Annotated in this window: 17 protein-coding genes; 12 read left to right on the top strand and 5 right to left on the bottom strand. The window is 57.9% G+C overall.

Annotated features, from left to right (window positions below):
• Positions 1–23 precede the first annotated feature (23 nt).
• The 4 genes from WG915_RS00535 to hrpA all read left to right on the top strand — a co-directional run bounded on the left by WG915_RS00535 (position 24) and on the right by hrpA (position 8763).
• Positions 24–995 carry a PAC2 family protein gene (locus WG915_RS00535; protein WP_339563412.1) on the top strand — a complete coding sequence of 324 codons (972 nt, stop codon included), beginning with the start codon at positions 24–26 and terminating at the stop codon, positions 993–995.
• Positions 996–1020: 25 nt separating this feature from the next.
• Positions 1021–3561 (top strand): DEAD/DEAH box helicase, encoded by a 2541-nt coding sequence (locus WG915_RS00530; RefSeq protein WP_339563411.1) that lies wholly within the window; start codon positions 1021–1023, stop codon positions 3559–3561.
• A 303-nt stretch (positions 3562–3864) separates the two neighbouring features.
• A complete protein-coding gene (locus WG915_RS00525) occupies positions 3865–4794 on the top strand; it encodes a hydrogen peroxide-inducible genes activator (protein WP_339563410.1) in 930 nt (309 codons plus the stop codon).
• A gap of 39 nt (positions 4795–4833) precedes the next feature.
• Entirely contained in the window at positions 4834–8763 is a 3930-nt protein-coding gene (hrpA, locus tag WG915_RS00520; protein WP_339563409.1) for an ATP-dependent RNA helicase HrpA, read from the top strand.
• Positions 8764–8788: 25 nt separating this feature from the next.
• Here the strand turns inward: hrpA and nrdR are convergent, their stop codons facing one another.
• Together nrdR and WG915_RS00510 are read right to left on the bottom strand one after the other, a co-directional pair.
• The gene (nrdR, locus tag WG915_RS00515) at positions 8789–9247 is read right to left on the bottom strand and encodes a transcriptional regulator NrdR (RefSeq protein WP_339563408.1); all 459 of its coding nucleotides are present in this window, start codon (positions 9245–9247) and stop codon (positions 8789–8791) included.
• Between the two features lie 109 nt (positions 9248–9356).
• Positions 9357–9710, bottom strand: a complete 354-nt coding sequence (locus tag WG915_RS00510) for a hypothetical protein (protein WP_339563407.1) — start codon at positions 9708–9710, stop codon at positions 9357–9359.
• Positions 9711–10023: 313 nt separating this feature from the next.
• Between WG915_RS00510 and lexA the strand changes: the two genes are divergently transcribed.
• From lexA to WG915_RS00495, 3 genes are all read left to right on the top strand, one after another.
• A complete protein-coding gene (lexA, locus tag WG915_RS00505) occupies positions 10024–10716 on the top strand; it encodes a transcriptional repressor LexA (RefSeq protein WP_339563406.1) in 693 nt (230 codons plus the stop codon).
• Positions 10717–10964: 248 nt separating this feature from the next.
• Positions 10965–11744, top strand: a complete 780-nt coding sequence (locus WG915_RS00500; protein ID WP_339563405.1) for a DeoR/GlpR family DNA-binding transcription regulator — start codon at positions 10965–10967, stop codon at positions 11742–11744.
• Positions 11741–12649 (top strand): hypothetical protein, encoded by a 909-nt coding sequence (locus WG915_RS00495; RefSeq protein ID WP_339563404.1) that lies wholly within the window; start codon positions 11741–11743, stop codon positions 12647–12649. Before WG915_RS00500 ends, WG915_RS00495 begins: the two co-directional genes overlap by 4 nt.
• Here WG915_RS00495 and ptsP read toward each other — a convergent pair.
• A complete protein-coding gene (gene ptsP / locus WG915_RS00490; protein ID WP_339563403.1) occupies positions 12646–14337 on the bottom strand; it encodes a phosphoenolpyruvate--protein phosphotransferase in 1692 nt (563 codons plus the stop codon). The genes WG915_RS00495 and ptsP overlap by 4 nt on opposite strands.
• A gap of 198 nt (positions 14338–14535) precedes the next feature.
• On the opposite strand from ptsP, the gene WG915_RS00485 reads away from it, so the two are divergent.
• From WG915_RS00485 to WG915_RS00470, 4 genes are read left to right on the top strand one after another with little or no spacing between them, the layout of a single operon-like run.
• Entirely contained in the window at positions 14536–15351 is an 816-nt protein-coding gene (locus WG915_RS00485) for a DeoR/GlpR family DNA-binding transcription regulator (RefSeq protein ID WP_339563402.1), read from the top strand.
• Positions 15348–16325, top strand: a complete 978-nt coding sequence (locus tag WG915_RS00480; protein WP_339563401.1) for a 1-phosphofructokinase family hexose kinase — start codon at positions 15348–15350, stop codon at positions 16323–16325. The genes WG915_RS00485 and WG915_RS00480 overlap by 4 nt, the downstream gene beginning before the upstream one ends.
• An 18-nt stretch (positions 16326–16343) precedes the next feature.
• A complete protein-coding gene (locus WG915_RS00475; protein ID WP_339563400.1) occupies positions 16344–18353 on the top strand; it encodes a PTS fructose transporter subunit IIABC in 2010 nt (669 codons plus the stop codon).
• Between the two features lie 57 nt (positions 18354–18410).
• Positions 18411–18680 (top strand): HPr family phosphocarrier protein, encoded by a 270-nt coding sequence (locus WG915_RS00470; protein WP_339563399.1) that lies wholly within the window; start codon positions 18411–18413, stop codon positions 18678–18680.
• A gap of 64 nt (positions 18681–18744) precedes the next feature.
• On the opposite strand, the gene WG915_RS00465 is transcribed toward WG915_RS00470, so the two are convergent.
• Both WG915_RS00465 and hflX read right to left on the bottom strand, forming a co-directional pair.
• Positions 18745–20022, bottom strand: coding sequence for a uracil-xanthine permease family protein (locus tag WG915_RS00465; RefSeq protein WP_339563656.1), 1278 nt, complete (start codon positions 20020–20022; stop codon positions 18745–18747).
• 61 nt (positions 20023–20083) lie between these two features.
• Positions 20084–21604 carry a GTPase HflX gene (gene hflX / locus WG915_RS00460; protein WP_445227748.1) on the bottom strand — a complete coding sequence of 507 codons (1521 nt, stop codon included), beginning with the start codon at positions 21602–21604 and terminating at the stop codon, positions 20084–20086.
• Between the two features lie 96 nt (positions 21605–21700).
• On the opposite strand from hflX, the gene WG915_RS00455 reads away from it, so the two are divergent.
• A complete protein-coding gene (locus WG915_RS00455) occupies positions 21701–22447 on the top strand; it encodes a hypothetical protein (RefSeq protein ID WP_339563397.1) in 747 nt (248 codons plus the stop codon).
• Positions 22448–22496 lie beyond the last annotated feature (49 nt).

Below are 22496 nucleotides of genomic sequence, written 5' to 3'. Positions count from 1 at the left end.
TCACTGATTGAAGGAGGACTCACATGACCGAGCGCGAATATCCGCGTCGCTCAGCCCGAATGTACGAGCTTGAGTATCCGGCACCTGAGGTCTCCAGCGAGGGCTCACACGGCCCTACGCTTGTCGTCGCGCTGCAGGGCTATGCAGATGCTGGTCAGGCTGTGGAATCAAGCGCACAGCACCTGCTCGATGCCCTCGACCACCGACTCCTGGCCACGTTCAATTCGGATGAGCTGATCGATTATCGTTCGCGGCGCCCTCCGGTGACCATCGAACGCAATGAGGTGGTTGAGTCCGAGGATCCAGAGCTGAACCTGCACGTCGTGCGCGACAACGCTGGCGCCCCGTTTTTGCTGCTATCCGGTCCGGAACCGGACCTGCGCTGGGATTCTTTCACCAACTCGGTCGCTGACCTGGTGGATCGTTTTGGTGTTCAGCAGACGATCTGCTTGTACGCTGCTCCCATGGCGGTGCCGCACACTAGGCCCCTGGTGGTATCGGCGCACGGCAACGCAAAGGAGCTACTCGAGCGGCTCTACGCCATCGACTCCCGTATCACTGTGCCGGGTTCTGCTTCGCTGCACTTAGAGCGCAAGCTCCACAAGCGCGGCAGGACAGTCGCAGGCTTCACTGCGCACGTGCCGCACTATCTTTCTGCCTCAGACTATCCGGAGGCCACCGTGCGGCTTCTCGACGCCCTCGCCACCGCTGCGAATCTCAAGTTCCCTCTTGCTGCCTTGGAAGGCGATGCCGAGCGCGTCCGTGTGCAGGTTGAGGAACAGGTCCAAGATTCCGGCGAAATCCAAGCGGTAGTACATGCGCTGGAACGTCAGTTTGACGAGGAGATGGAGCGCTACCGTTCCCGGCATCTTAACGAGATCTTGCCCGGAGAGTCCTCGATTCCCTCCGGCGAGGAAATCGGCGCCGAGTTCGAACGTTTCCTCGCAGATTTAGAAGATGATGATGAGGACGAAAGCGGTCAGCCCCATGGTTAGCTAGCCTCCTAGTACGCTGGGTCAGGTGAACTTAAGCCAGATGTTGCCTGACCTCAGTGAAGTACCCGAGTCGCTTTTTGATGAATCCATTTTCGATTCTTTCCTTTCTTGGACGAAGCAGAAGAACATCACCCTCTACCCTGCTCAAGAAGAAGCATCCCTCGGGGTACTCGCAGGTGACAACGTCATCTTGGCAACGCCCACTGGCTCCGGCAAGTCCATGGTCGCCATTGCGGCGCATTTTATTGCCATGGCTCGTGGCCAGCGGAGCTTCTATACCGCCCCCATCAAGGCACTGGTGAGCGAGAAGTTCTTCAGTCTGTGCGATATCTTCGGCCCCGAAAATGTGGGAATGATGACAGGAGACGCAACCGTTAACGGCCGCGCCCCAATCATCTGCGCTACGGCAGAAATCGTGGCAAACATCGCTTTGCGCGACGGGGTGAACGCTGACATCGATCAAGTGGTGATGGACGAGTTCCACTACTACTCGGAACCCGATCGGGGTTGGGCATGGCAAGTCCCGCTTCTGGAGCTACCTAAGGCACAGTTCCTGCTTATGTCGGCCACACTCGGAGACACCAGCTTCTTGGAGCGCGATCTGCAACAGCGCACCGGACGCACCACTAACGTCGTCTCCGGTGTACAGCGCCCAGTCCCCCTAGAGTTTTCCTATGTGTACTCCCCCGTCCACGAGACGATCGAGGAACTGCTCAGCAGCGGGAAGTCACCCATTTACGTGGTGCACTTTACACAGCGGGAGGCCACCGAGCGGGCGCAGTCTATGACCTCCATGAAGGTGATCACTGCGGAGGAAAAAGAGCAGATCGTGGCCGAGATCGGTGACTTCCGCTTCACCACTACCTTTGGAAAGACTCTGTCTGGCTTATTGCGTAAAGGCATTGGTGTGCATCATGCGGGCATGCTGCCGAAGTATCGACGCCTCGTCGAGAAGCTGGCACAGACCGGCCTACTTAAGGTCATCTGCGGTACCGACACGCTGGGGGTCGGTATTAACGTGCCGATACGCACCGTGTTGTTTACTGGGCTCACCAAGTTCGATGGCAGCAAGATGCGTATGCTCAAATCCCGGGAATTTCACCAGATTTCAGGTCGTGCTGGTAGGGCCGGCTTTGACACGATCGGCACCGTAGTCATCGAGGCTCCGGAGCATGAGATTGAGAATTACCGACTCCGGCAAAAGGCCGGTACCGATCCGGCAAAGCTGAAGAAGATCAAGAAGAAGGTCGCTCGAAAAGGCGAGGTCACGTGGACCGCCAGTACTTACGAACGGCTTATCTCAGCAGATCCGGAGCCGATGAGCAGTCAGTTCCGCGTGTCCACGTCGATGCTGCTCAACGTGGTTGCCCGGCCTGGGGACGGCTACCAGCACATGCGGCAGCTGCTCAGGGGCAACCACGATACCCGGACGAAGCAGAACAAGGACATCCTCACCGCGATCGAGTTGTTCCGCGGACTGCTCAATGCTGGCATTGTGGAAAAGGTTAGTGAGGGCACGGATTCCGAGGGGCGCACTTACCACCTGACTGCGGACTTGCAACGGGATTTTGCCTTGAACCAGCCACTGGCGCCCTTTGCACTCGCAACCCTGGAGCTGCTTGACAAGGAGTCCGAGACCTATGCTCTCGATGTGATCAGCGTGTTTGAAGCGATTCTTGATGATCCCCGCCAGATCTTGATCGCACAGCAGAAGGCAGCGCGCGGCGAGGAAATCGCCGCCCTGAAGTCGGAGGGCGTCGACTATACCGAGCGGATGTCCATCGTGGAAGACATCACGTGGCCGAAGCCGCTAGAGGACCTCCTGGAGGGCGCCTACGAAGCCTATTCCAAGGGCCACCCGTGGATTCGGGAGTTCGATATTTCCCCTAAGTCCGTTGTACGAGACATGATCGAACATGCCATGACCTTCTCGGATGTCGTTGCCACCTACGGTGTTGGCCGTAGTGAGGGCGTGGTACTGCGCTACTTGACTGACGCCTGGCGAACATTGCAGCACTCAGTACCTCAGGAATATCTCACGGAAGAGCTTGAAGATGTTGTCGTCTGGCTTGGCGAAATGGTCCGCCAGGTTGACTCCTCGTTGGTTGACGAGTGGGCACTGCTGGCAGACCCAGACGCACCAGTGTCTGCTGATACCGTGGCTAGAGAGTTGGCTTTCGGTGTGGAAGATCCAACGGCGCTGTCTGCTAATCCGCGGGCGCTGAAGATCATGATCCGCAATCAAATGTTCCGCTTGGTCGAGCTTTTCGCGTTTGAGCGTGAGGAAGAATTGGCCGCTGCCACCGCCTATCTGGATGAAGCACCGGATTTCGGTGCTGCAATGGACGCTTATTTTGAGGAGTATGCCGATCTGGATGTTGGACCTGCAGCGCGTGGGCCACAGTATTTCTCCCTCGCGACGACAGGGCGACTGTGGCGCGCCGAGCAAATTATGAAAGATCCTGCCGGTGACAACGCTTTCGCATTCATAGCAACAGTGGACCTTGATGCCACGGATAACGCAGGTGAGGTGCGGCTCAGTAGCTTGGAACTGAGATTTAGCTAAGTTAAAACCGCAGTTTAATTCACTATATTCAGACTGCTACAACCGCCGAATCTGGCATCATAACGGCAGGTCACCAACCAATGCCCTTTTGTTGATAACCTCTTTTATGAGGAGTGATTAAAAACAAGTTCTCAGCCGTAACTCAATTGTTACCGAATGTTGATACAGTTTGTCCATTGATTCGATATAAGTTGTGATGTTTCGCAACCTCAACGCGCCAGTCCAGACTGACCGCCGCGTCCCTCCTGCCCTTGGGGTAGAGCAGATCGAATCCGATATTTAAGCACCGTTAAGGATAAGTACATGGCATCTAGAGGCTACCGCCCCACTTTGGCCCAATTGCGCACCTTTGTGACAATTGCGGAAACTAAGCATTTTGGCACTGCGGCAGCGAAGCTGAGCATTTCACAGCCTTCACTGTCTCAGGCCTTGGTGGCTCTTGAGACGGGGCTTGACGTCCAGCTGATTGAGCGTTCTACCCGCCGAGTGATTGTCACCCCTGTTGGCCAGTCGCTCTTGGCTGAAGCGAAGGCTACCTTGGATGCGGCAGACAAGTTCCTCGCCCACGCGCAGGGAGCGGACGGTTCTTTGGCCGGCCCACTCACCGTGGGAATGATCCCCACGATCGCCCCATATTTGCTGCCGAACTTCTTGAAGCTCCTGAGCAAGGAGTTTAAAGATCTGCAACCAAAAATCGTCGAGGCACAAACCGAGCAGCTCATCAGCCAGCTCCGCGACGGCCACACCGATGTCATCGTCATTGCTGTTCCGTCTAACAAGCAGGGCATCGTAGAGATTCCGCTCTACACTGAACGCTTTGTCATCGCATTGCCAGCTGGCCACGAGTTGGCAGGCCAGACTGGTCTCACCCTGGATGCGCTGAAGGACCTCAATCTGCTGCTGCTTGACGACGGCCATTGCCTGCGCGACCAGGTGGTTGATCTCTGCCGGCTCGTCGATGTCCATCCCACCACCACTCGCTCCGCTGTGGCTCAGGCCTCCAGCTTGGCAACCGTCTTGCAGTGTGTCGCTGGTGGCCTCGGTGCAACTCTGATTCCACAGTCTGCGCTGTCTTGGGAAGGTAACCGCCCGGGCATCGCTATCGCTCACTTCGCCGATGATGTGCAGGCCGAACGCACCATCGGATTGGCGTTCCGATCCTCCTCGCACCGCGCTGAAGAGTTCAACCAGTTTGGTGAGATTGTGGCACAGGCTTTCGCAAGCACTATTTAGCAGCTATCATGCGCCTTCGGGCTAAGATTGTGCGTAGTTATGAGTACCCCAGAAACTTCGCCCGCGGCGCCTAGCAAGCGCGAGCTGTATCAGCGGCTCGACTCCCTCAGCATCAAAGACAGCGCAGCGTTCCGACGTCGACTAGCAAAGGCCCGCTCCCCTAAGGCCCTCACCGCAATCGGCGCAGATATTGCAGCTGCTGCGGTGCGTCTGGCGGCACGGCGCGCCACCATTCCCGAGGTTTCCTATCCGGAGGCCTTGCCGGTAAGCGCACGAAAGGGCGATATTGCGGAACTCATTGCGCAACATCAGGTCGTCATCATCGCCGGTGAGACGGGGTCGGGTAAAACCACCCAGATTCCAAAAATCTGCTTGGAGCTCGGCAGAGGCGTGCGCGGTCTCATTGGACACACCCAACCGCGTCGTTTAGCGGCTCGCACAGTCGCGGAGCGCATCGCCAGCGAGCTGGGTCAAGACATCGGCGAATCCGTCGGCTACGCGATTCGTTTCGACGATCGGGTGGGTGACCAGACGGCCGTCAAATTGATGACTGATGGCATTTTGCTCGCGGAAATGCAGCGCGACCGCAAGCTACTCGCCTATGACACGATCATCATCGACGAAGCTCATGAACGCTCGCTCAACATTGACTTCCTGCTCGGCTATCTTAAAACTTTGCTGCCGCAGCGCCCTGATCTAAAAGTCATTATCACCTCTGCCACCATCGATCCAGAGCGCTTTGCCGAGCACTTCTGCGACGCTGCCGGGGATCCGGCCCCCATCATTGAGGTTTCCGGACGCACTTATCCCGTCGAGGTGCGCTACCGCCCGCTTATTGCCGAGGTATCCGACAAAACAGTGGATATAGATCCCCTAGACGGCCTCCTTTTTGCCATTGAGGAGCTAATGGCCGAAGGTTCCGGCGACATCTTGTGCTTCTTCTCGGGCGAGCGAGACATTCGCGATGCGATGGAAGTGATCGATAAGCGTCGCTTCAAGGGCGTCGATGTGGTGCCACTTTTTGGTCGCCTATCCAACGAAGAGCAACATCGCGTCTTTGCACCGCATTCTCGGCGTCGCATTGTCCTTGCGACGAACATCGCAGAAACCTCGCTGACTGTTCCCGGTATCCATTACGTCATCGATACTGGCCTGGCGCGCATTTCCCGTTACTCCACCAGAACCAAGGTGCAGCGGCTGCCCATTGAACCCATCTCACAGGCCAGCGCCAACCAGCGTTCCGGCCGTTGTGGGCGTGTAGCTGATGGCATCGCGATCCGCCTGTATTCGGAGGAAGACTTCCTCTCCCGCCCCGAATTTACGGATCCCGAGATCCTGCGCACTAACCTTGCTAGCGTCATCTTGCGCATGGCCGCACTGCGCTTGGGTGACATAGCAGACTTCCCCTTCGTACAGCATCCCGACCACAAGGCGATTCGCGATGGGCTGATGCTACTCCATGAGCTGGGTGCTATCAGTCAAGGTGAGGAAAATGGGGCACCCCAGCTCAGCGACATCGGCAAGCAAATCGCCCAAATTCCGGTTGATCCGCGTATGGCCCGCATGCTGGTGGAGGCACACCGCAACGGTTGCCTCGACGCTGCCATCATCGTGGTTGCAGCGCTGACCATTCAAGATGTGCGCGAACGCCCGCTAGACCACCAAGCACAGGCTGACCAGCAACATGCCCGATTCAAAGACACCGATAGCGATTTCCTGAGCTACCTCAAGCTCTGGGACTACCTCCAGGAACTCAGCCAAGAGCTATCAGGGAACCAATTCAGGAAACGTGTCCAGAAGGAATTCCTCCACTACCTGCGTATCCGGGAGTGGCAGGATCTGGTCCGCCAACTACGTGGCATTAGCAAGGACATCGGATTCAAAAGCGCAGGCCTGGCGACCACAGAGGTCACCGCCCGCAACGACGATGCCTTGCACCAATCGCTATTGGCAGGGTTGCTTTCCCACATAGGTCAGCGCGAGGGCGATACCAGGGAGTTCTTTGGGGCCCGCGGCGCCAAGTTCATGGTGTTTCCCGGATCAGCACTTGCGAAGAAGCCGCCTGAGTTTGTCATGGCTGCTGAACTTGTGGACACCTCGCGACTGTGGGCGCGAGACGTGGCGAAGATCGACCCACGCTGGGTGGAAACCCTGGCGGCGGACTTGCTCAAGCACCAGTATTCGGAGCCACATTGGTCCACCAAACGCGGCGCAGCAATGGTGTACCAAAAGTCCACACTGTTCGGTGTGACGATCGTCGTCGATAAACTGGTGCCCTATCACCGCGTCGACGCCGTCGCTGCCCGCGAAATGTTCATTCGCAATGCCCTGGTGGAGGGCAATTGGTCCACCCACCATAAGTTCTTCCACGACAACTCGGCAAAACTCTCCGAGGCTGCCCGTCTAGAAGAAAAAACGCGGCGCCGTGACCTCTTAGTCGACGAGGAGGCACTCTTCGGCTTCTACGACTCCCGACTACCAGAATCAATCACTACCGCCCGCCACTTCGATTCCTGGTGGAAGAAGGCGCGCCAGCAGGATCCTACGCTCCTCGACTTTGACCCGGAGAAGCTCTTAGCCGCGGGTGCCGCTGAAGTGCAGGAAGAGCAGTTCCCGGACACGTGGCAACAGGGCTCACTTGCCTTCGATCTGGAATACCACTTTGAACCCGGCCATCCCTTCGACGGCGTCACAGTGAAGATCCCGGTGCCACTGCTCGCCGGTGTCAGCCCGGAGGGTTTTGACTGGCTAGTCCCCGGACTGCGCCTAGAGCTGCTCACAGAACTCATTCGTTCCCTGCCGAAGCCGCTGCGCCGCACTGTGATCCCGGCACCAGACTTCGCGGCTAGGGCGCTGCCTGAACTCAAACCCTATTTTGGAAGAATTGCGACGCAGCTCGCGGAGATTCTCCGTGGCTTCGGCGCGGTGGGTATCAACCCGGGAGATTTCAGCGAATCGAAATTGCCTGCGCATCTGCGGATGACGTTCGCTGCCGTCGATAAGCGCGGCACGATCATTGATTCAGACAAGAATCTTTCCGAGCTCAAACAGCGATGCGCTGGCAAAATCCGCAATTCTGTCAGTAAAGCAGCGCGTCGGGGCCAGCAAGTCGCACCACCAGCGGCGAAGTGGAGCACCACCGAACACGGCACAATCGCCGACCAAGTAGTGACGCGTATCGACGGCCAGAACGTCGTCGCTTACCCGGCGCTAGTGGTAACTAAGCAGGGCGTAGCTATCGAAGCGATGCCAACCGAGGCAGACGCGCAACGGGCAATGATTACCTCCACGCTTACTCTCCTACTGCGCGAAATTCCGGTACCAGGCAAGAACATGGCGAACGGACTGCCGCTCAAACAACGCGTGGCTGTAGACAACTATCCGCACGGGCAACTTCCCGGGCTGATTGATGATGCGCGCGTAGCCGCGGTACGCGATTTGATGTTTGAGCACGGGGGCCCAGTGCGCTCTCCAGAAGAGTTCGAGCAACTGGTTGCTACGATCAAGCCTGAGGTTCCGGGCCGGGTACGACAACAGATCGTCGCACTAGCGCCTGCACTCGTGGATTTCATCAGCGTCGATGAGGAAATCGCAGGATGGACTGGCGAAGCGATCGATGACATGCGGGCCCAGCTTGCTTTCCTCTTGCCACAGAACGCACTGAGCGTTCATGGTGTTGCCAGGCTCAAGCATCTGCCACGCTACATGAAGGCGATGCTTCAGCGACTCGATGACATGGATCGGGACCCGGATCGGGATGCCATGCTGCAGGAACAAGTCGCGCAGTGCGAAGCCCAGCTTGCCAAGAAGCTGGCGGCTCTTCCTATTGGTCGCGATAAAACTAAAGAGGCCAAGGATATCTCTTGGATGCTGCAGGAGTTGCGGGTGAGCCTCTTCGCTCAACAACTGGGAACCGCTCATCCCGTATCCCCAAGACGCATCGAGAAGGCCATCATGAAGTTGCGCTGAGCAGCGCTGGTGCGACTGTGCTTCGCTAGTCTTCCTGCCGCGCTCTACGGCGCATCAACCGGATCTCGGATTCGAAATCGTCAGCGCTATCAAAGGATTTGTACACCGAGGCAAAGCGCAAATAGGCCACCTCGTCGAGTTCACGCAGTGGTTCCAGTATCGCCAATCCGATATCGTTTGCGTTGATTTGGCTGCTGCCATGGCTACGTACTGATTCTTCGACTTCTTGGGCGAGTCGCTTCAGCGCGTCATCGGAGACGTCGCGCCCCTGGCAGGCACGTCGAACACCGAGGATAACTTTTTCGCGGCTGAAGGGTTCTGTGACGCCATTCCTTTTGATCACCAGAAGGACGGCCTTTTCCACTGTAGTGAAGCGTCCCTCGCAATTGGCGCACTCGCGCCGTCTCCGAATAGCAGCCCCGGCGTCAATCACACGCGAATCAATCACGCGCGAGTTGTTGTTGTGGCAAAACGGACAATACACAGTGCACTCCAGCCCAGATAGGTGATCATTTTGCTTCACACGCCAGTAAGCCGGAAGCGTGCGTCAACAATCCTAGCCAGCACTTCTTCAGAATTCGAACTTAGAGGCGCTACTTGGCCTGGACAGTTGCCAACTGGGTAGCAACAGTAGTTTCCGTATAGGGCTGTTCCACGGCCGGTTCCGCCATAACCATGCCGATCACCGCGGCCAACCCTAAGATTCCCCCCAAAGCAATCTGAGCAAGAGACTCCTGTCTCTTTGCACGTCGCATATCCCGAGGTGACGTCCGCGGATGGTCAGCATGTGAAGCGCAGGTCGCCCGGTGTTGGACGGTGTAGCGAGTACGAACCTGGACGCCGGGGCGAGAGTACTCTCCGTTCCATGTTGCTGCTGGCGGTACTACCCCACCACCCAAAGAGCGCTGCGGTGAGTAATTTGCTGTGCGTGCTGAGATCATGGTCATAGCGGTTCCTTTTAAAAAGTTGAGGTGTTGTGGTCTAAAAGCTAGTGAAGGGTTCGGACAGCAACTCTTAGACCTCGTTCACATGTTCGAATTTAGTTGCTATGTTCGATTTTTAGCACGGTTATGTTCGAATGTCTAGCTTTGGCCCATATTTTCGAAATTGTTCAGTATTTCCCGCCAGGAAAGCTGTGCTACCCGGACTTTTCTTGTTATGATCGAACTAGCTCTAGAACACTGGGGCTGCATGCAATTTCGCACGTTTTCGAACACGTTCGTCTATTCGCCCCAAAGATTCGCAGGAGATTAAACAGACATGGCCCCCACTAAGCGCAACTCCCCGCAACCCAAGCTCACAGACCGGCAACGCCGCATCCTTGAAGTAATCCGCGATGCAGTGGTGTTGCGCGGCTATCCACCAAGCATCCGCGAGATTGGCGATGCCGTCGACTTGCAGTCGACTTCTTCCGTGGCTTATCAGTTGCGTCAACTCGAGGAAAAGGGCTACTTGCGGCGCGACCCCAACAAGCCCCGCGCAGTGGATGTCCGCATCATGCCGGGCATGGATAAGCCAAAGGCGGGGCCAAAGCCTGGCTCCAAGTCAGCTAAGGCCGACAAGCCAGAGTCTGCTTCCCCCGCCCATTTCATTCCTGTCGTAGGGAGCATCGCCGCCGGTAACCCGATTTTGGCGGAGCAAAACGTCGAGGATTACTTCCCCCTTCCTGCAGAAATCGTCGGGGACGGCGAGCTTTTCATGTTGCAGGTAGTGGGACTATCCATGAAGGATGCAGGCATCCTAGACGGCGACTGGGTGGTCGTCCGTTCCCAGCCCGTTGCCGAAGAGGGTGAATTCGTCGCTGCGATGCTCGATGGAGAAGCAACGGTTAAAGAGTTCCATCGAGACTCCACCGGCATCTGGCTGCTACCTCACAACGATGCGTTCGCACCTATCCCCGGCGAAACCGCGCAGATCATGGGCAAGGTCGTCTCCGTGCTACGAAAGCTGTAATATGCAGGCATTACACCCCTTAAGCAAGCCTTAATGCGGTTAACCCCACCAACGTGACCGGTTTTTAACCACGTTTAGGGGGTCAGACGGAGCTCTTCACTGTGGGATATGTCCGGTACGCCCGATCGGACATTGGTTTTGTGGGACACTATATGGAGTTTGCAACGTGTTTCGTCACACCCCAGACGAAGCCGCGGGACACGTGATATCCCGCTTCACGTGTTCACCCCCAACCAAGGAGTCCCATTTTGTATGCAGAAGAGCGCCGACGCCAGATAGCCTCGCTGACTGCTATCGAGGGCCGCGTCAACGTGACCGAGTTAGCACAACGGTTTGATGTCACTGCGGAAACTGTGCGTCGCGATCTCGCCGTACTGGCTCAAGACGGCATTATTCACCGCGTGCACGGTGGCGCTGTAGCTACACAGAGCTTTCTAACTACAGAGTTCAGCCTGGACACTCGCTACAAGTCTGCCTCTAGCGCCAAAACCGCCATTTCCCGCACCGCGCTCGATTTCCTCCCCTCCCGCAACGGGGGAATTTTTCTTGATGCCGGTACGACGGTATCCGCGCTCGCTGAACTCATTGTGGATCATCCCAGTGCGCGCCATTGGTCAATCGTTACCAACTGCCTCTCCATTGCGCTGAATCTAGCTAATTCAGGCATCGATGAAGTTCAACTTCTCGGCGGCACAGTACGTGCGATCACCCAGGCAGTCGTCGGCGATACTGCGCTACGCACCCTCGCTCTCATGCGCGCCGATGTCGCTTTCATCGGCACAAACGCACTCACCCTCGATCACGGACTGTCTACTGCAGACTCCCAAGAAGCCGCGGTCAAGCGGGCAATGATCACCAACGCGCAGCAAGTAGTTGTGCTGTGTGACTCCACCAAGTTGGGTAATGATTATTTGGTCAGTTTCGCGGGAATCGACGACATCGACGTTGTGATTACGGATTCCGGGGCCCCACAATCTTTCGTCGATGCCTTGCGTGAACGCGAAATTCAGGTAATCATCGCATCATGATCCTTACCGTTGCCACGACCCCCGAATTGTTCCGGACCTCCCACCTGCAATCTGAGCTGTCGTGGACAGAGGTCAACAAGCTGACCGAGGTTGCGATCGTACCCGCCGGCGGTGGCGTCAACGTTGCTCAGGCCCTGTATTGTGCCGGCGCGGAAACCTCCGTGATCGCCCCCGCCCCGGAAGTGAGCCAATTCAGCCGAATGCTGCAGCTGTTTGGCCTACCGTTCGACCTAGTGGATGTCCCAGGCCCCGTGCCAGTGCGCTACCTGATCGATGCGCCGGATGGACAACTACTGCAGTTCGTCGATCCCCCGATGCGCCTCAACGTTGCCCAGCTGGCCATGCTGCGCGACTTGTGCGTGACGCAGGCAGAAACAGCCGAATGGGTTGTCCTAGCGGGCGTGCTACCGGACATTGCCGATGCCACCTGGTACGTAGATATTATTCGCGCCTTGCGCCTGTACCATCGCAACACCAAAATTGCCGTCTCCACCTCGAATCAGGCTTTACATGCGGTATTGCGGCAGGTATACACCACCAAGCCAGACTTCCTGGTCATTGATGGCACCAGCGTGACTGAGCGCTCCAGCGTCGATGAATGGTTCACCACGCTTCTCGACGCCGAAGTCCCCCACATCCTCATGTGCTGGGATCGGGGCGACTTTGAATTGTTTTCCCGTGGGCGTCGATACGCAGGCGCCTACAGTGGCACACCCGGTAAGCAGTGGCTGCCTTGGATAGACGCCGCCCTTGCGGGCGCGCTGCTCAAAGACGTGGAGAAGGACCCCGTCGCCGCCCTGACCTCGGCGCTGGCCTACGCAAACGCACCGATAGGCGACGCCCAACGCGCTGTCCCGACCCCAGATGTCCTAGCGCCGGAACACGTCAGCGTGCGCGAGCTTTAACCTGCGAGGAGCTCCGCAACCGCTGCTCTGGCCTCTTGGGCACCCGAAGCATCAAGCGCAATTTTCGCCGCTGCTTCACATACCTCCAAGTCGGTTTCCGCCAGCTGCGCACCAACGCCAGCGACAGAAGTAGCTGCAGCAGACAGCGAAGAGACACCCAAACCGGTGAGCACGCAGGCAAGGTGCGGATCAGCCGCTGCTTCACCACAAACACCAACCGGAGTCTGCGTCACCTTCGCCACCTCACAGGTATGTTGGATCAACCGCAGCACTGCCGGCTGCCATGGGTCGGTGAGGTAGGCCAGTTCTGGGGAGAGTCGATCCGCTGCCATTGTGTACTGGGTGAGATCGTTGGTGCCGATAGAAACGAAGTCAAGATGCGGCAACAGCTTATCTGCCATCAGTGCGGCAGCTGGGACTTCGATCATCGCCCCCGCAGTCAGACCACGCTCCCGACACAGGCCAGCGAACCATTTCGCTTCGTAGGCAGTGGCAACCATAGGGGCCATCACCCAGGTAGGAGCATCGGCGGAGCGGCCGGCCTGCTGCGAGGCAAGCGCAATCGCATCCAGCTGACGATTCAACATTTCCTCGTTCTTGCGGGCGATGCGCAAACCGCGAACGCCCAGTGCTGGATTGTCCTCATGCATCATAGAGGCGAAAGGAACTGGCTTATCGGAGCCAGCGTCGAGGGTGCGGACCACGACTTTCGACGTCGGGAAAGCTTCGAAAACGCGCTGATATACCTCAGCCTGGTTAGCAACAGAAGGCTCAGAGGTCGCCGAAAGGAAGCACAATTCGGTGCGGAAAAGCCCAATTCCTTCTGCTTGGGAGTCAGCTGCGATGCGGGCGGCGTTGCCATCCTGAACGTTTGCCAACAGCTGCACGCGGTGCCCGTCCTTGGTCTGAGCTGGACCGCGCCACTTAGCTACCTTCGCTGCCCGTTCTTGCGACTCCGCCACTTGTTGGCGAGCTTCTTCCTCCGCAACCCCGGTAACCACGGTGCCGAGGGTGCCGTCAACAAGCACGGCCACGCCTGATTCAATGTCCTGTAGACCATCGCCAGCGGCGACAATACACGGCACACCCAGCTGGCGCGCAATGATCGCGGTATGGCTGGTCGGGCCGCCCAGGCGGGTCACCAACGCAATGAATTTGTCCGTATCCAGCACTGCGGTATCCGCAGGCGAGAGATCGTCAGCAAAAAGCACCACCTCCCCGTCAACCTGTGGCAGCCCGGGCTCCTGCTCGCCCTTGAGTTCAGCAATGACGCGGTCCCGGATGTCGCGCAGGTCGGTGACGCGTTCTGCCATCAGGCCGCCGGCTTTCTCGAACATTTCAATAAACTTGCCCGTTGCTTCCACCACGGCGAATTCTGCTGACTGGCCAACGACAGTCGACTTACGAACCGCCTTGCGCCAGCCGCGGTCACGAACCATACCGGCAGTAGCCTTGAGTACTTCCGCAGCATTACCCGAGACACGGGAAGCTCGTTCTTCTAAGCGACCTGCAACGATGTCCGCTGCGGCGGTAAAGCGATCTAATTCCGCAGCGCGGCTGTCCTCAGCAATTGGCTGCCCTGGGGTCGGCAGCTCTGGGCGTGGTGCAATCCACACTGCTGGAGCGAATCGCACGCCTCCAACTACCGCTGTGCCTTGAACTGTCAAATTATCTTGCTGCTCGGTCACGTATATCACCCGTCTACGAGGTAGGAAGTAGCTTTGATTAATCCTAACACCCGCATGTGGTTTTATGTTTGAAACACATGTCACATCTGTTGACATTCCAACACTGTTCGTAGATATGCTGGTACTGAACAACACAAAGAAATCCGCGAGCTAGTCCAGATCACATTTTGTTGGCCCGAGTTCTTTCCGCTCGAGTTCTTGCAAAAGAATGAGGCAACCATGCTGTCAGCACCAGAGCGCCAAGCTGAAATATCCCATACGACTAAAACCACCGGCCACGTCAGCGTGTCCCAGTTGGCCACTCACTTTGGCGTCACCCCGGAAACCATCCGGCGTGATCTCAAATCTCTGGAGAGCCGTGGTCGCCTGGTCCGCGTCCATGGTGGTGCAGTGTCAACCACCGCAAGCTCTGGTGTGGAAGTTGAGTATGGTTCCAATGCACTCGTGAACATGGAGCAAAAGCGCCGCATCGCGTTGGCAGCGTGGAACCGCATTTCAGCTGAAACCAGCATTTCTAGCCTCAGCATCGATGCCGGTACTACCACCCTTGAATTCGCCCGTGAAATGGCTTCAGCCAGTCAGCTCCACGGCATTGCCCCACTGACGGCGATCACCAACTCAATTCCGGTGGCCAACCTTACTGCCGAATTTGGCCTGACAAACGTGCACGTGGTGGGCGGTCGTATTCGCCCGATCACGCGTGCGATAGTGGGCGACCACACGGTGCTGGAAATCGAGCGCCTCCGGACCGACTTCGCAGTGATGGGAACTAACGGACTTTCTTTCGACCACGGTTGTTCAACCCCAGACCCTTCCGAGGCCGCAGTGAAGTCGGCGATGATCAAAGGCGCACGCAACATCATGGTTCTCTGCGACTCAACCAAACTCCAGAAGGACTACCTCGTCACTTTTGGCACCTTAGAAGACATCAACATCGTGGTCACAGATTCGGGCATTGATCCGGATCACCGTGACCGCCTCGAATCGATTGGAATTGAGGTAGTCGTTTCATGATCCTTACTTTCACCGCTAACCCCAGTATCGACTGCACACTCGAACTCGATACCGAACTCAAGCGCGGCACAGTGCATCGCCTTCACAGCGTGAGCAATGTAGCGGGCGGTAAGGGCATCAATGTCAGTGTTGCCGCCCACCGCGCCGGAAAGGCCACCCTGGCGGTCTTCCCCGCTCCAGCGGATGACCCCTTCATCCGTCTCTTGCTAAAGACGGGCGTTAACTACCAATTCGTCACCAGCGAAAGCGGAGTAAGAACTAACACCACCGTCACGGAGCCCGGCGGCGCAACCACCAAACTTAACGGTCCGGGCCCAGCGCTGCCTGAAGCGGTTGTTGCGCACTGTGAGGAAACCCTAGCCCTCAAAGCTGAAGCCGCCCACTGGTTGGTGCTCGCCGGCTCCTTGCCACCGGGTGCCCCCAAGAATTGGTATGCGCAGCTTGCCGACGCCATCCGTACCGTCAACCCAGAAACCAAGATTGCCATCGATACCTCTGATGCCGCCCTTAAGGCGTTGATGGAAAATCTAGAGTTTGCTCGCCCCAACGTGATCAAGCCCAATGGCGAAGAGCTCGGCCAGGCGGTAGGCGTCGACGGCGAAGACCTGGAGGCACAGGCCGCTGCAGGCAATTTCATCCCCGTCGTCACCGCTGCCCGGAAACTCAACCAACGTGGCGTGGAATTTGTATTGGTAACCCTCGGTGCGGCGGGCGCTGTGCTGGTTTCCGAGAATGGTGCCTGGGCTGCGACTCCGCCCCCGACCGAGGCGGTGTCCACTGTAGGTGCCGGCGATAGCTCCCTAGCGGGATTCGTCATGGCGCATGGTGATGGACTTCCGCCCCAGGATTGCCTGGCCACTGCCGTGGCGTATGGCTCAGCAGCCGCCTCCCTGCCTGGAACCCAAATTCCTGCGCCGGAAGACCTCCGACTGAACCAAGTAACCGTCTTTCCCCTCGACCTTCCGTCAACCTAGCTCAGAAGGACCCAACTAATGACTGCTCAAGTAATCTCCACGGAGCTCGTCAGCCTCGATCAAGACTTCGGCACTACCGCCGGCGACGTGATCAAGAACATCGTAGCTACCGTCGCCACCGCTGGCAGGACTACAGCGCCCGAGGTATTGCAGGCTGATGCCGAAGCCCGCGAGTCAAAATCCCCGACTGGCTTCCGGGGTCGCATTGCTATCCCCCACTGCCGCACCTCAGCGGTTTCTGAACCGACGTTGGCGTTCGCGCGTCTTCAACCAGCTGCTGATTTCGGTGGCCCAGACGGCGACGCTGACCTCATTTTCCTCATCGCTGCACCTGAAGGTAGCGGGAAAGCACACCTGAAGATCCTTTCCACCCTCGCACGTGCATTGGTCAAAGATGAGTTCGCCGTCGCCTTGCGCTCCGCTCAGACTGAAGCTGAGATCGTGGATCTGGTAAATGAGGTGCTGCACCCACAGCAGCAGGAAACGAAAGCTGCCCCTGCCGCTGGCGTCGACAAGCAGGTCACTCGCCTCGTCGCCATCACTGCCTGCCCCACTGGCATCGCTCACACTTATATGGCCGCGGATTCACTCACCCAGGCGGCCGGAAAGCGTGAAGATGTTGAGATCAACGTAGAAACCCAAGGTTCCTCCGCTGTCACCCCGCTGCCTGCCGACGTCATTGAAAGCGCCGACGCCGTCATCTTCGCTACCGACGTGGGAGTGAAAGACCGCGAACGCTTCGCCGGTAAGCCTGTCATCGAATCCGGTGTCAAGCGCGCCATCAATGAACCAGAGAAGATGCTGGATGAGGCCGTGGCCGCCGCTCAGAATCCGAACGCCCACCGCGTCAGTGGCACCACTGCTACAACAGACAGCAGCGAATCCGCCAGCAAGCTCGGCTGGGGCAAGCGAATCCAGCAGGCTGTGATGACTGGTGTGTCCTACATGGTGCCCTTTGTCGCCGCCGGCGGCCTGCTATTGGCCCTTGGCTTCCTCATCGGCGACTATGACATGGCCTCGGGGTGGAAGGAAATTGCCACCGGCTATTCCTTCAATAACCTGCCGGGCCATACCGTAGCTATCGACGGCGTCGACACCGAATTCCGCCGCGCCGGCCTCGCCCTCTACTTAGGCGCAGTATTGTTTGCCACCGGCCAGGCGGCCATGGGGTTCATCGTCGCTGCGCTATCTGGCTACACCGCATACGCACTTGCTGGCCGTCCTGGAATCGCACCGGGCTTTGTCGGCGGCGCCATCTCCGTCACGCTGGGCGCAGGATTCATCGGCGGTTTGATCACCGGTATCATGGCGGGCCTGATCGCGTACTGGATCGAGAACTGGAAGGTGCCACGCATCATCCAATCGCTGATGCCGGTGGTGATCATCCCGTTGCTCACCTCCCTGGCCGTCGGCCTGGTCATGTTCCTCTTCCTGGGCCGCCCATTGGCCGCCATCATGGAAGGACTGCAGACCTGGCTTGGTGGCATGGCAGGCAGCTCCGCCGTCGTTCTCGGTATCGTTCTCGGTTTGATGATGTGCTTCGACCTGGGTGGCCCTGTGAACAAGGCTGCCTACCTCTTCGCCACCGCCGGACTTTCCACCGGCGATCAAGCCTCACTGGAGATCATGGCCGCTGTCATGGCTGCCGGCATGGTGCCACCGATCGCGCTATCCCTGGCTACCTTCGTTCGGAAACAACTGTTCACCCCAGCCGAGCAGGAGAACGGCAAGTCCGCGTGGCTCTTGGGCCTGTCCTTCATCTCCGAAGGAGCCATCCCATTTGCGGCGGCGGACCCCTTGCGGGTAATCCCATCTATGATGCTCGGTGGCGCAGTCACCGGTGCCATCTCCATGGGGCTCAGCGCAGGATCTCATGCGCCACACGGCGGATTGTTCGTCTTGTTCGCCATCAACCCGGCATGGGCATGGCTACTTGCGATCGTCGTCGGCTCCTTGGTCTCAGCTGTCGCAGTTGTGGCAATGAAGCAATTCTGGCCCAATAAAGCAGTTGCCGCCGCTAACGCTTAACCTTAAGTTTTTCACTACACTTGCGGACAAACGCCCGCAATAGAAAGGACCGTGCACATGCACTCCACCACCGTAACCGTTGGATCCGCCGTTGGACTCCACGCTCGCCCTGCTACCATCATCGCTGAAGCTGCTGGCGAGTACGACGAGGATATCTACCTCGCGCTCGTCGGTGAGGATGACGAAGAGCCAACCGATGCTGCTTCTTCTCTGATGATCATGGCTATGGGCGCTGAGAAGGATGACCAGGTAGTGGTCTCCTCCGAAAACGCCGAAGCTGTAGAGAAGATCGCAGCTTTGATCGCCAAGGACCTCGACGCTGAGTAGTCCCACAGCATAAAAGAAATCCTAGGAACCGCATCGTTCCTAGGATTTTTTCATGTAGCAACTACTAGCTGAAGCGTCCGGCGAGCCGACCTTCCCCGATATGCAGATACAGCCAGCGCAGTATCGGATAGATCACGATGATGCCTGCTGATCCCCAGGCGATGCCTTCCAACTCGATGCCAAACACAGTGAGGGTGAGATTGCCGATGCCCGCGACTAAAGCCACAGCGGCGGCAGTGAGGTTAACCGGATCATTGAAGTTCACTTGGTTATCCTGCCAGATGCGCACGCCGAGCATGCCAATCAAACCGTATAGAACGATGGTGGCGCCGCCCAGCACTCCAATGGGGATGGTAAAGATCAACGCACCGAACTTTGGGACGAACGCCAACATGATAGCGGTGAGCGCAGCGACCCAGTAGGCTGCCGTCGAATAGACCTTGGTTGCAGCCATCACCCCGACGTTCTCTGCATACGTGGTGGTACCAGAACCACCGAAGCCACCGGCCAGAGTTGTAGCCAAGCCGTCCGCGATCAGCGCATCACCAGCGAGATCGTCTAAGTCGCGGCCGGTCATAGCAGACACTGCCTTCACGTGGCCCACGTTTTCCGCCACCAGCACGATGATCACCGGCAGGGTGACCAAGATGGCTGAGATCTTGAACTCGGGGCTATGGAAAGTCGGCAGTCCAAACCACGCCGCCTGCCGGATGGTCTCAGCAGTGCCCTCAGCAAGGTTGCCGGTCACCGCTGCGAACACCCAGCCAGTGATGACACCGATGAGAATTCCGAGCCGAGCGATCATGCCACGGCCAGCGACCGTTGCAACGAGGATCGCACACAGAGTAACCGCAGCAACCAAGGGCTGAGCCCCAAAGTTCTTGGCAGCGGTTGGTGCCAGATTGAGTCCAATCAATGCCACGATTGCGCCGGTAACCGTGGGTGGCATAACTGCATCGATGACCCGCTTGCCGGCCACCTTTACCACCACGCCGATAGCAGAGAGTGTCAGGCCAGCGACCAAAACGCCGCCGATCTGAACACTGATCCCCTCAGCCTGCGTTGCCATGAGCGGCGCGATGAAGGCGAAAGAACTACCGAGATAAGACGGCAAGCGGTTGCGGGTGATCAGGAGGAAAAGTATGGTGCCCAGCCCTGAGAACAACAACGTGGTGTTGACCGGGAATCCGGTGAGAGTTGGGACCAGCAGCGTTGCCCCAAACATGGCGATAACATGCTGCATGCCGATGCCAATGGTGCGGCCCCAGCTGAGGCGTTCTTCGGGCGCAACTACTGCCCCGGGGTTGATAGTTTTCCCGTCACCATGGACGGTCCAGCGCATTAGTGTGCTCACGTCTAAACATTATGGGTGCTGCGTGGGCAATCAACCAAACGAGAGCTAGCTACAGGTCCGGTTCCACCACGAACTCGGAAAGCTCTGCGGCCAGGGATTGCGGGAGCCGGACGTCGAGAAGCGTGCCCGACTCGGTGTAGGTTTCCGACAGCACAGTGGCTTGAGTATGCAGCCGAGCGACAACATCTCCGCGAGTAAACGGCAACTGCAGATGCACATGTGCATCCAGTGAGTTTAGGAAAAGCTCGATGCGTGCCTGCAGCTCTGGGATCCCCTCACCACTTTGAGCAGAGACAAAGACTGCCTGGTCAAGGGAGTGACGCAGCTCTGCCAAAGTCAGCGGATCCGCCTTATCGATCTTGTTGACCACGATGATCTCAGGTGGGGCTTCTACGCCAGACTCACGAACAATGTCAGTAATGACGACGTTCACAGCTTCGATCTGCTTCAACGGGAAAGGATCGCTGCCATCGACTACGTGCAACACGAGGTCCGCGTCCACTACCTCCTCGAGCGTGGAACGGAAGGCTTCCACAAAGGATGTCGGAAGATGGCGCACGAAGCCGACCGTGTCGGTGAAAGTAACGGTGCGGCCGTCGGCAAGCTCAGCGCGACGGGTGGTGGGGTCAAGGGTGGCAAACAGTGCGTTCTCCACCAACACGCCCGCGCCTGTCATTGCGTTAATTAGGGAGGACTTGCCCGCGTTGGTATACCCAGCGATCGCAATCTGGGGTGTGGTGCTAGAACGACGGCGTGAACGCTTAGTCTCACGCGTCGTCTTCATGGAGACGATCTCCTTGCGCAGCCGTGACATATCAGCGCGCAATCTACGGCGGTCAGCCTCAATTTTGGTTTCACCCGGACCGCGCAAACCAACGCCTCCATTGGAGCCAGCACGACCACCAGCCTGGCGGGACAAATTGCCACCCCAACCTCGCACCCGGTTAATCAGGTATTCCATCTGGGCCAGCGCGACTTGCGCCTTGCCTTCTTTGGAGGTGGCGTGCTGCGCGAAGATATCCAGAATCAGCATCGTGCGGTCGATGACCTTAACGTTCAGCGCCTCTTCGAGCGCGATCAACTGACTCGGGCTCAGCTCGCCATCACAAATCACGGTGTCCGAATCGGTGGCGACGATGATGTCCTTCAGCTCGCGCACCTTACCCGAGCCGATGTATGTGCCGGAATCGGGCTTATCGCGCTTCTGGTACAGCACATCGGTGACCTCGGAACCGGCGGTTTCCGCGAGAGCGCGAAGTTCGGCCATGTTGGCCTCAATCTCCGCCGTCGTACCTTCTGTCCATACGCCGACGAGGACAACGCGTTCCAGGCGCAGCTTACGGTACTCAACGTCGTAGCCTTCGCGGTGCTCCGTGTCTCGGACCTGGCCGCCACGTGTGAGCTTACGACGCGCGTCACGAGCTTCTAGGTCTAGATCGCCCACAGTGGGAACGTCTTCCGCTACCGGAATCAGCTCGGTGAGATCCACGCCTTCGTCCACCGCGGCAACAGGTTCCCGGTGATCTTTAAAGGCGGCACTGAGTAGGTCTTCGTGATTGTTATTCGTCATTGCGTTCCATTGTGTCATGTCAACGGTTGTTGCAGCTAATACGCATCCGGCGGGGTATGTCCTTATCTCTTTGGCTAGCGGTTTAGACTTAAGGTCATGACACGTGATCTTTTGAGTATCGGCATGAAATTCGATCGTTGGCAAGATGCCGTAGAAGCGGCCATCGCATCTAAGAAACTCGAGGTTATCGGCGAAGTCCGCGACGGCCAGCTCATTGAGTTCACGGATGCTTCCGGGGCCCAGATGTTCATTTTGGCCGCCGAGCCCTTCACCACCTTCGCCGGCTTCAAGGCTGATTCAGTACACGATGCACACGTCAGCATGATCAATGACGTGCTGGCACTGTGTGACATTGTTAACGACGAGGGCTACCACCAGGTCTCCGTCGCCGCTAACCTCGCCCAGGGGCCACTGCTCGTAGAGGAGCCGACCCAGGAGTGGCAGCGGCTGCAGCTCTCCGCATTAGCAGTGGATGCTACTGTCTACTCTTCCGCAGCCGAAGCTTCGGCAGCAGGTGTCACCCCGGGCGAGATCCGGAGCAAGGGCGCGGAGATCATCAATTCGGGTTCTGCTGACCTACCTGATGCCTCCGCTATCCTCGCCGTGGAGATCTTTGGCGCCGCCCTGCGCACCAATGAGCTCACTGGTGAGCAGTTCCTGCATGCTGTGGCCACCTCACCATTCCATATCGACGTATGCCTGCCAGCCGGCGAGGTTCCCGCCGATGGCAGCGTGGTTGCTGGCACTTTCTTGCTCTCCGGGCAGATCAAGGCGCCCGCTGGCTGCGGTGGCGACGGCGGTTGCGGTTCCGGTGGTTGCGGCGGTGGTTGCGGCGGCCACTAGCGTGCCGACGCCCATGGCTAGCAACCTGGGCACATTCTGATACAGAAGG

Origin of the sequence: Corynebacterium sp. H128, from assembly GCF_037482625.1 — a bacterium.
Lineage (GTDB): Bacteria > Actinomycetota > Actinomycetes > Mycobacteriales > Mycobacteriaceae > Corynebacterium.
This window is presented reverse-complemented; position numbering and strand designations above follow the sequence as displayed.

Excerpts from the sequence above, each read along its gene's own strand:
- WG915_RS00510 (WP_339563407.1), bottom strand. The coding sequence starts at position 9,710 with ATGACCATGATCTCAGCACGCACAGCAAATTACTCACCGCAGCGCTCT.
- WG915_RS00525 (WP_339563410.1), top strand. The coding sequence starts at position 3,865 with ATGGCATCTAGAGGCTACCGCCCCACTTTGGCCCAATTGCGCACCTTT.
- WG915_RS00475 (WP_339563400.1), top strand. The coding sequence starts at position 16,344 with ATGACTGCTCAAGTAATCTCCACGGAGCTCGTCAGCCTCGATCAAGAC.
- WG915_RS00470 (WP_339563399.1), top strand. The coding sequence starts at position 18,411 with ATGCACTCCACCACCGTAACCGTTGGATCCGCCGTTGGACTCCACGCT.
- lexA (WP_339563406.1), top strand. The coding sequence starts at position 10,024 with ATGGCCCCCACTAAGCGCAACTCCCCGCAACCCAAGCTCACAGACCGG.
- hrpA (WP_339563409.1), top strand. The coding sequence starts at position 4,834 with ATGAGTACCCCAGAAACTTCGCCCGCGGCGCCTAGCAAGCGCGAGCTG.
- WG915_RS00535 (WP_339563412.1), top strand. The coding sequence starts at position 24 with ATGACCGAGCGCGAATATCCGCGTCGCTCAGCCCGAATGTACGAGCTT.
- WG915_RS00495 (WP_339563404.1), top strand. The coding sequence starts at position 11,741 with ATGATCCTTACCGTTGCCACGACCCCCGAATTGTTCCGGACCTCCCAC.
- hflX (WP_445227748.1), bottom strand. The coding sequence starts at position 21,604 with ATGACGAATAACAATCACGAAGACCTACTCAGTGCCGCCTTTAAAGAT.
- WG915_RS00455 (WP_339563397.1), top strand. The coding sequence starts at position 21,701 with ATGACACGTGATCTTTTGAGTATCGGCATGAAATTCGATCGTTGGCAA.
- WG915_RS00465 (WP_339563656.1), bottom strand. The coding sequence starts at position 20,022 with ATGCGCTGGACCGTCCATGGTGACGGGAAAACTATCAACCCCGGGGCA.
- WG915_RS00480 (WP_339563401.1), top strand. The coding sequence starts at position 15,348 with ATGATCCTTACTTTCACCGCTAACCCCAGTATCGACTGCACACTCGAA.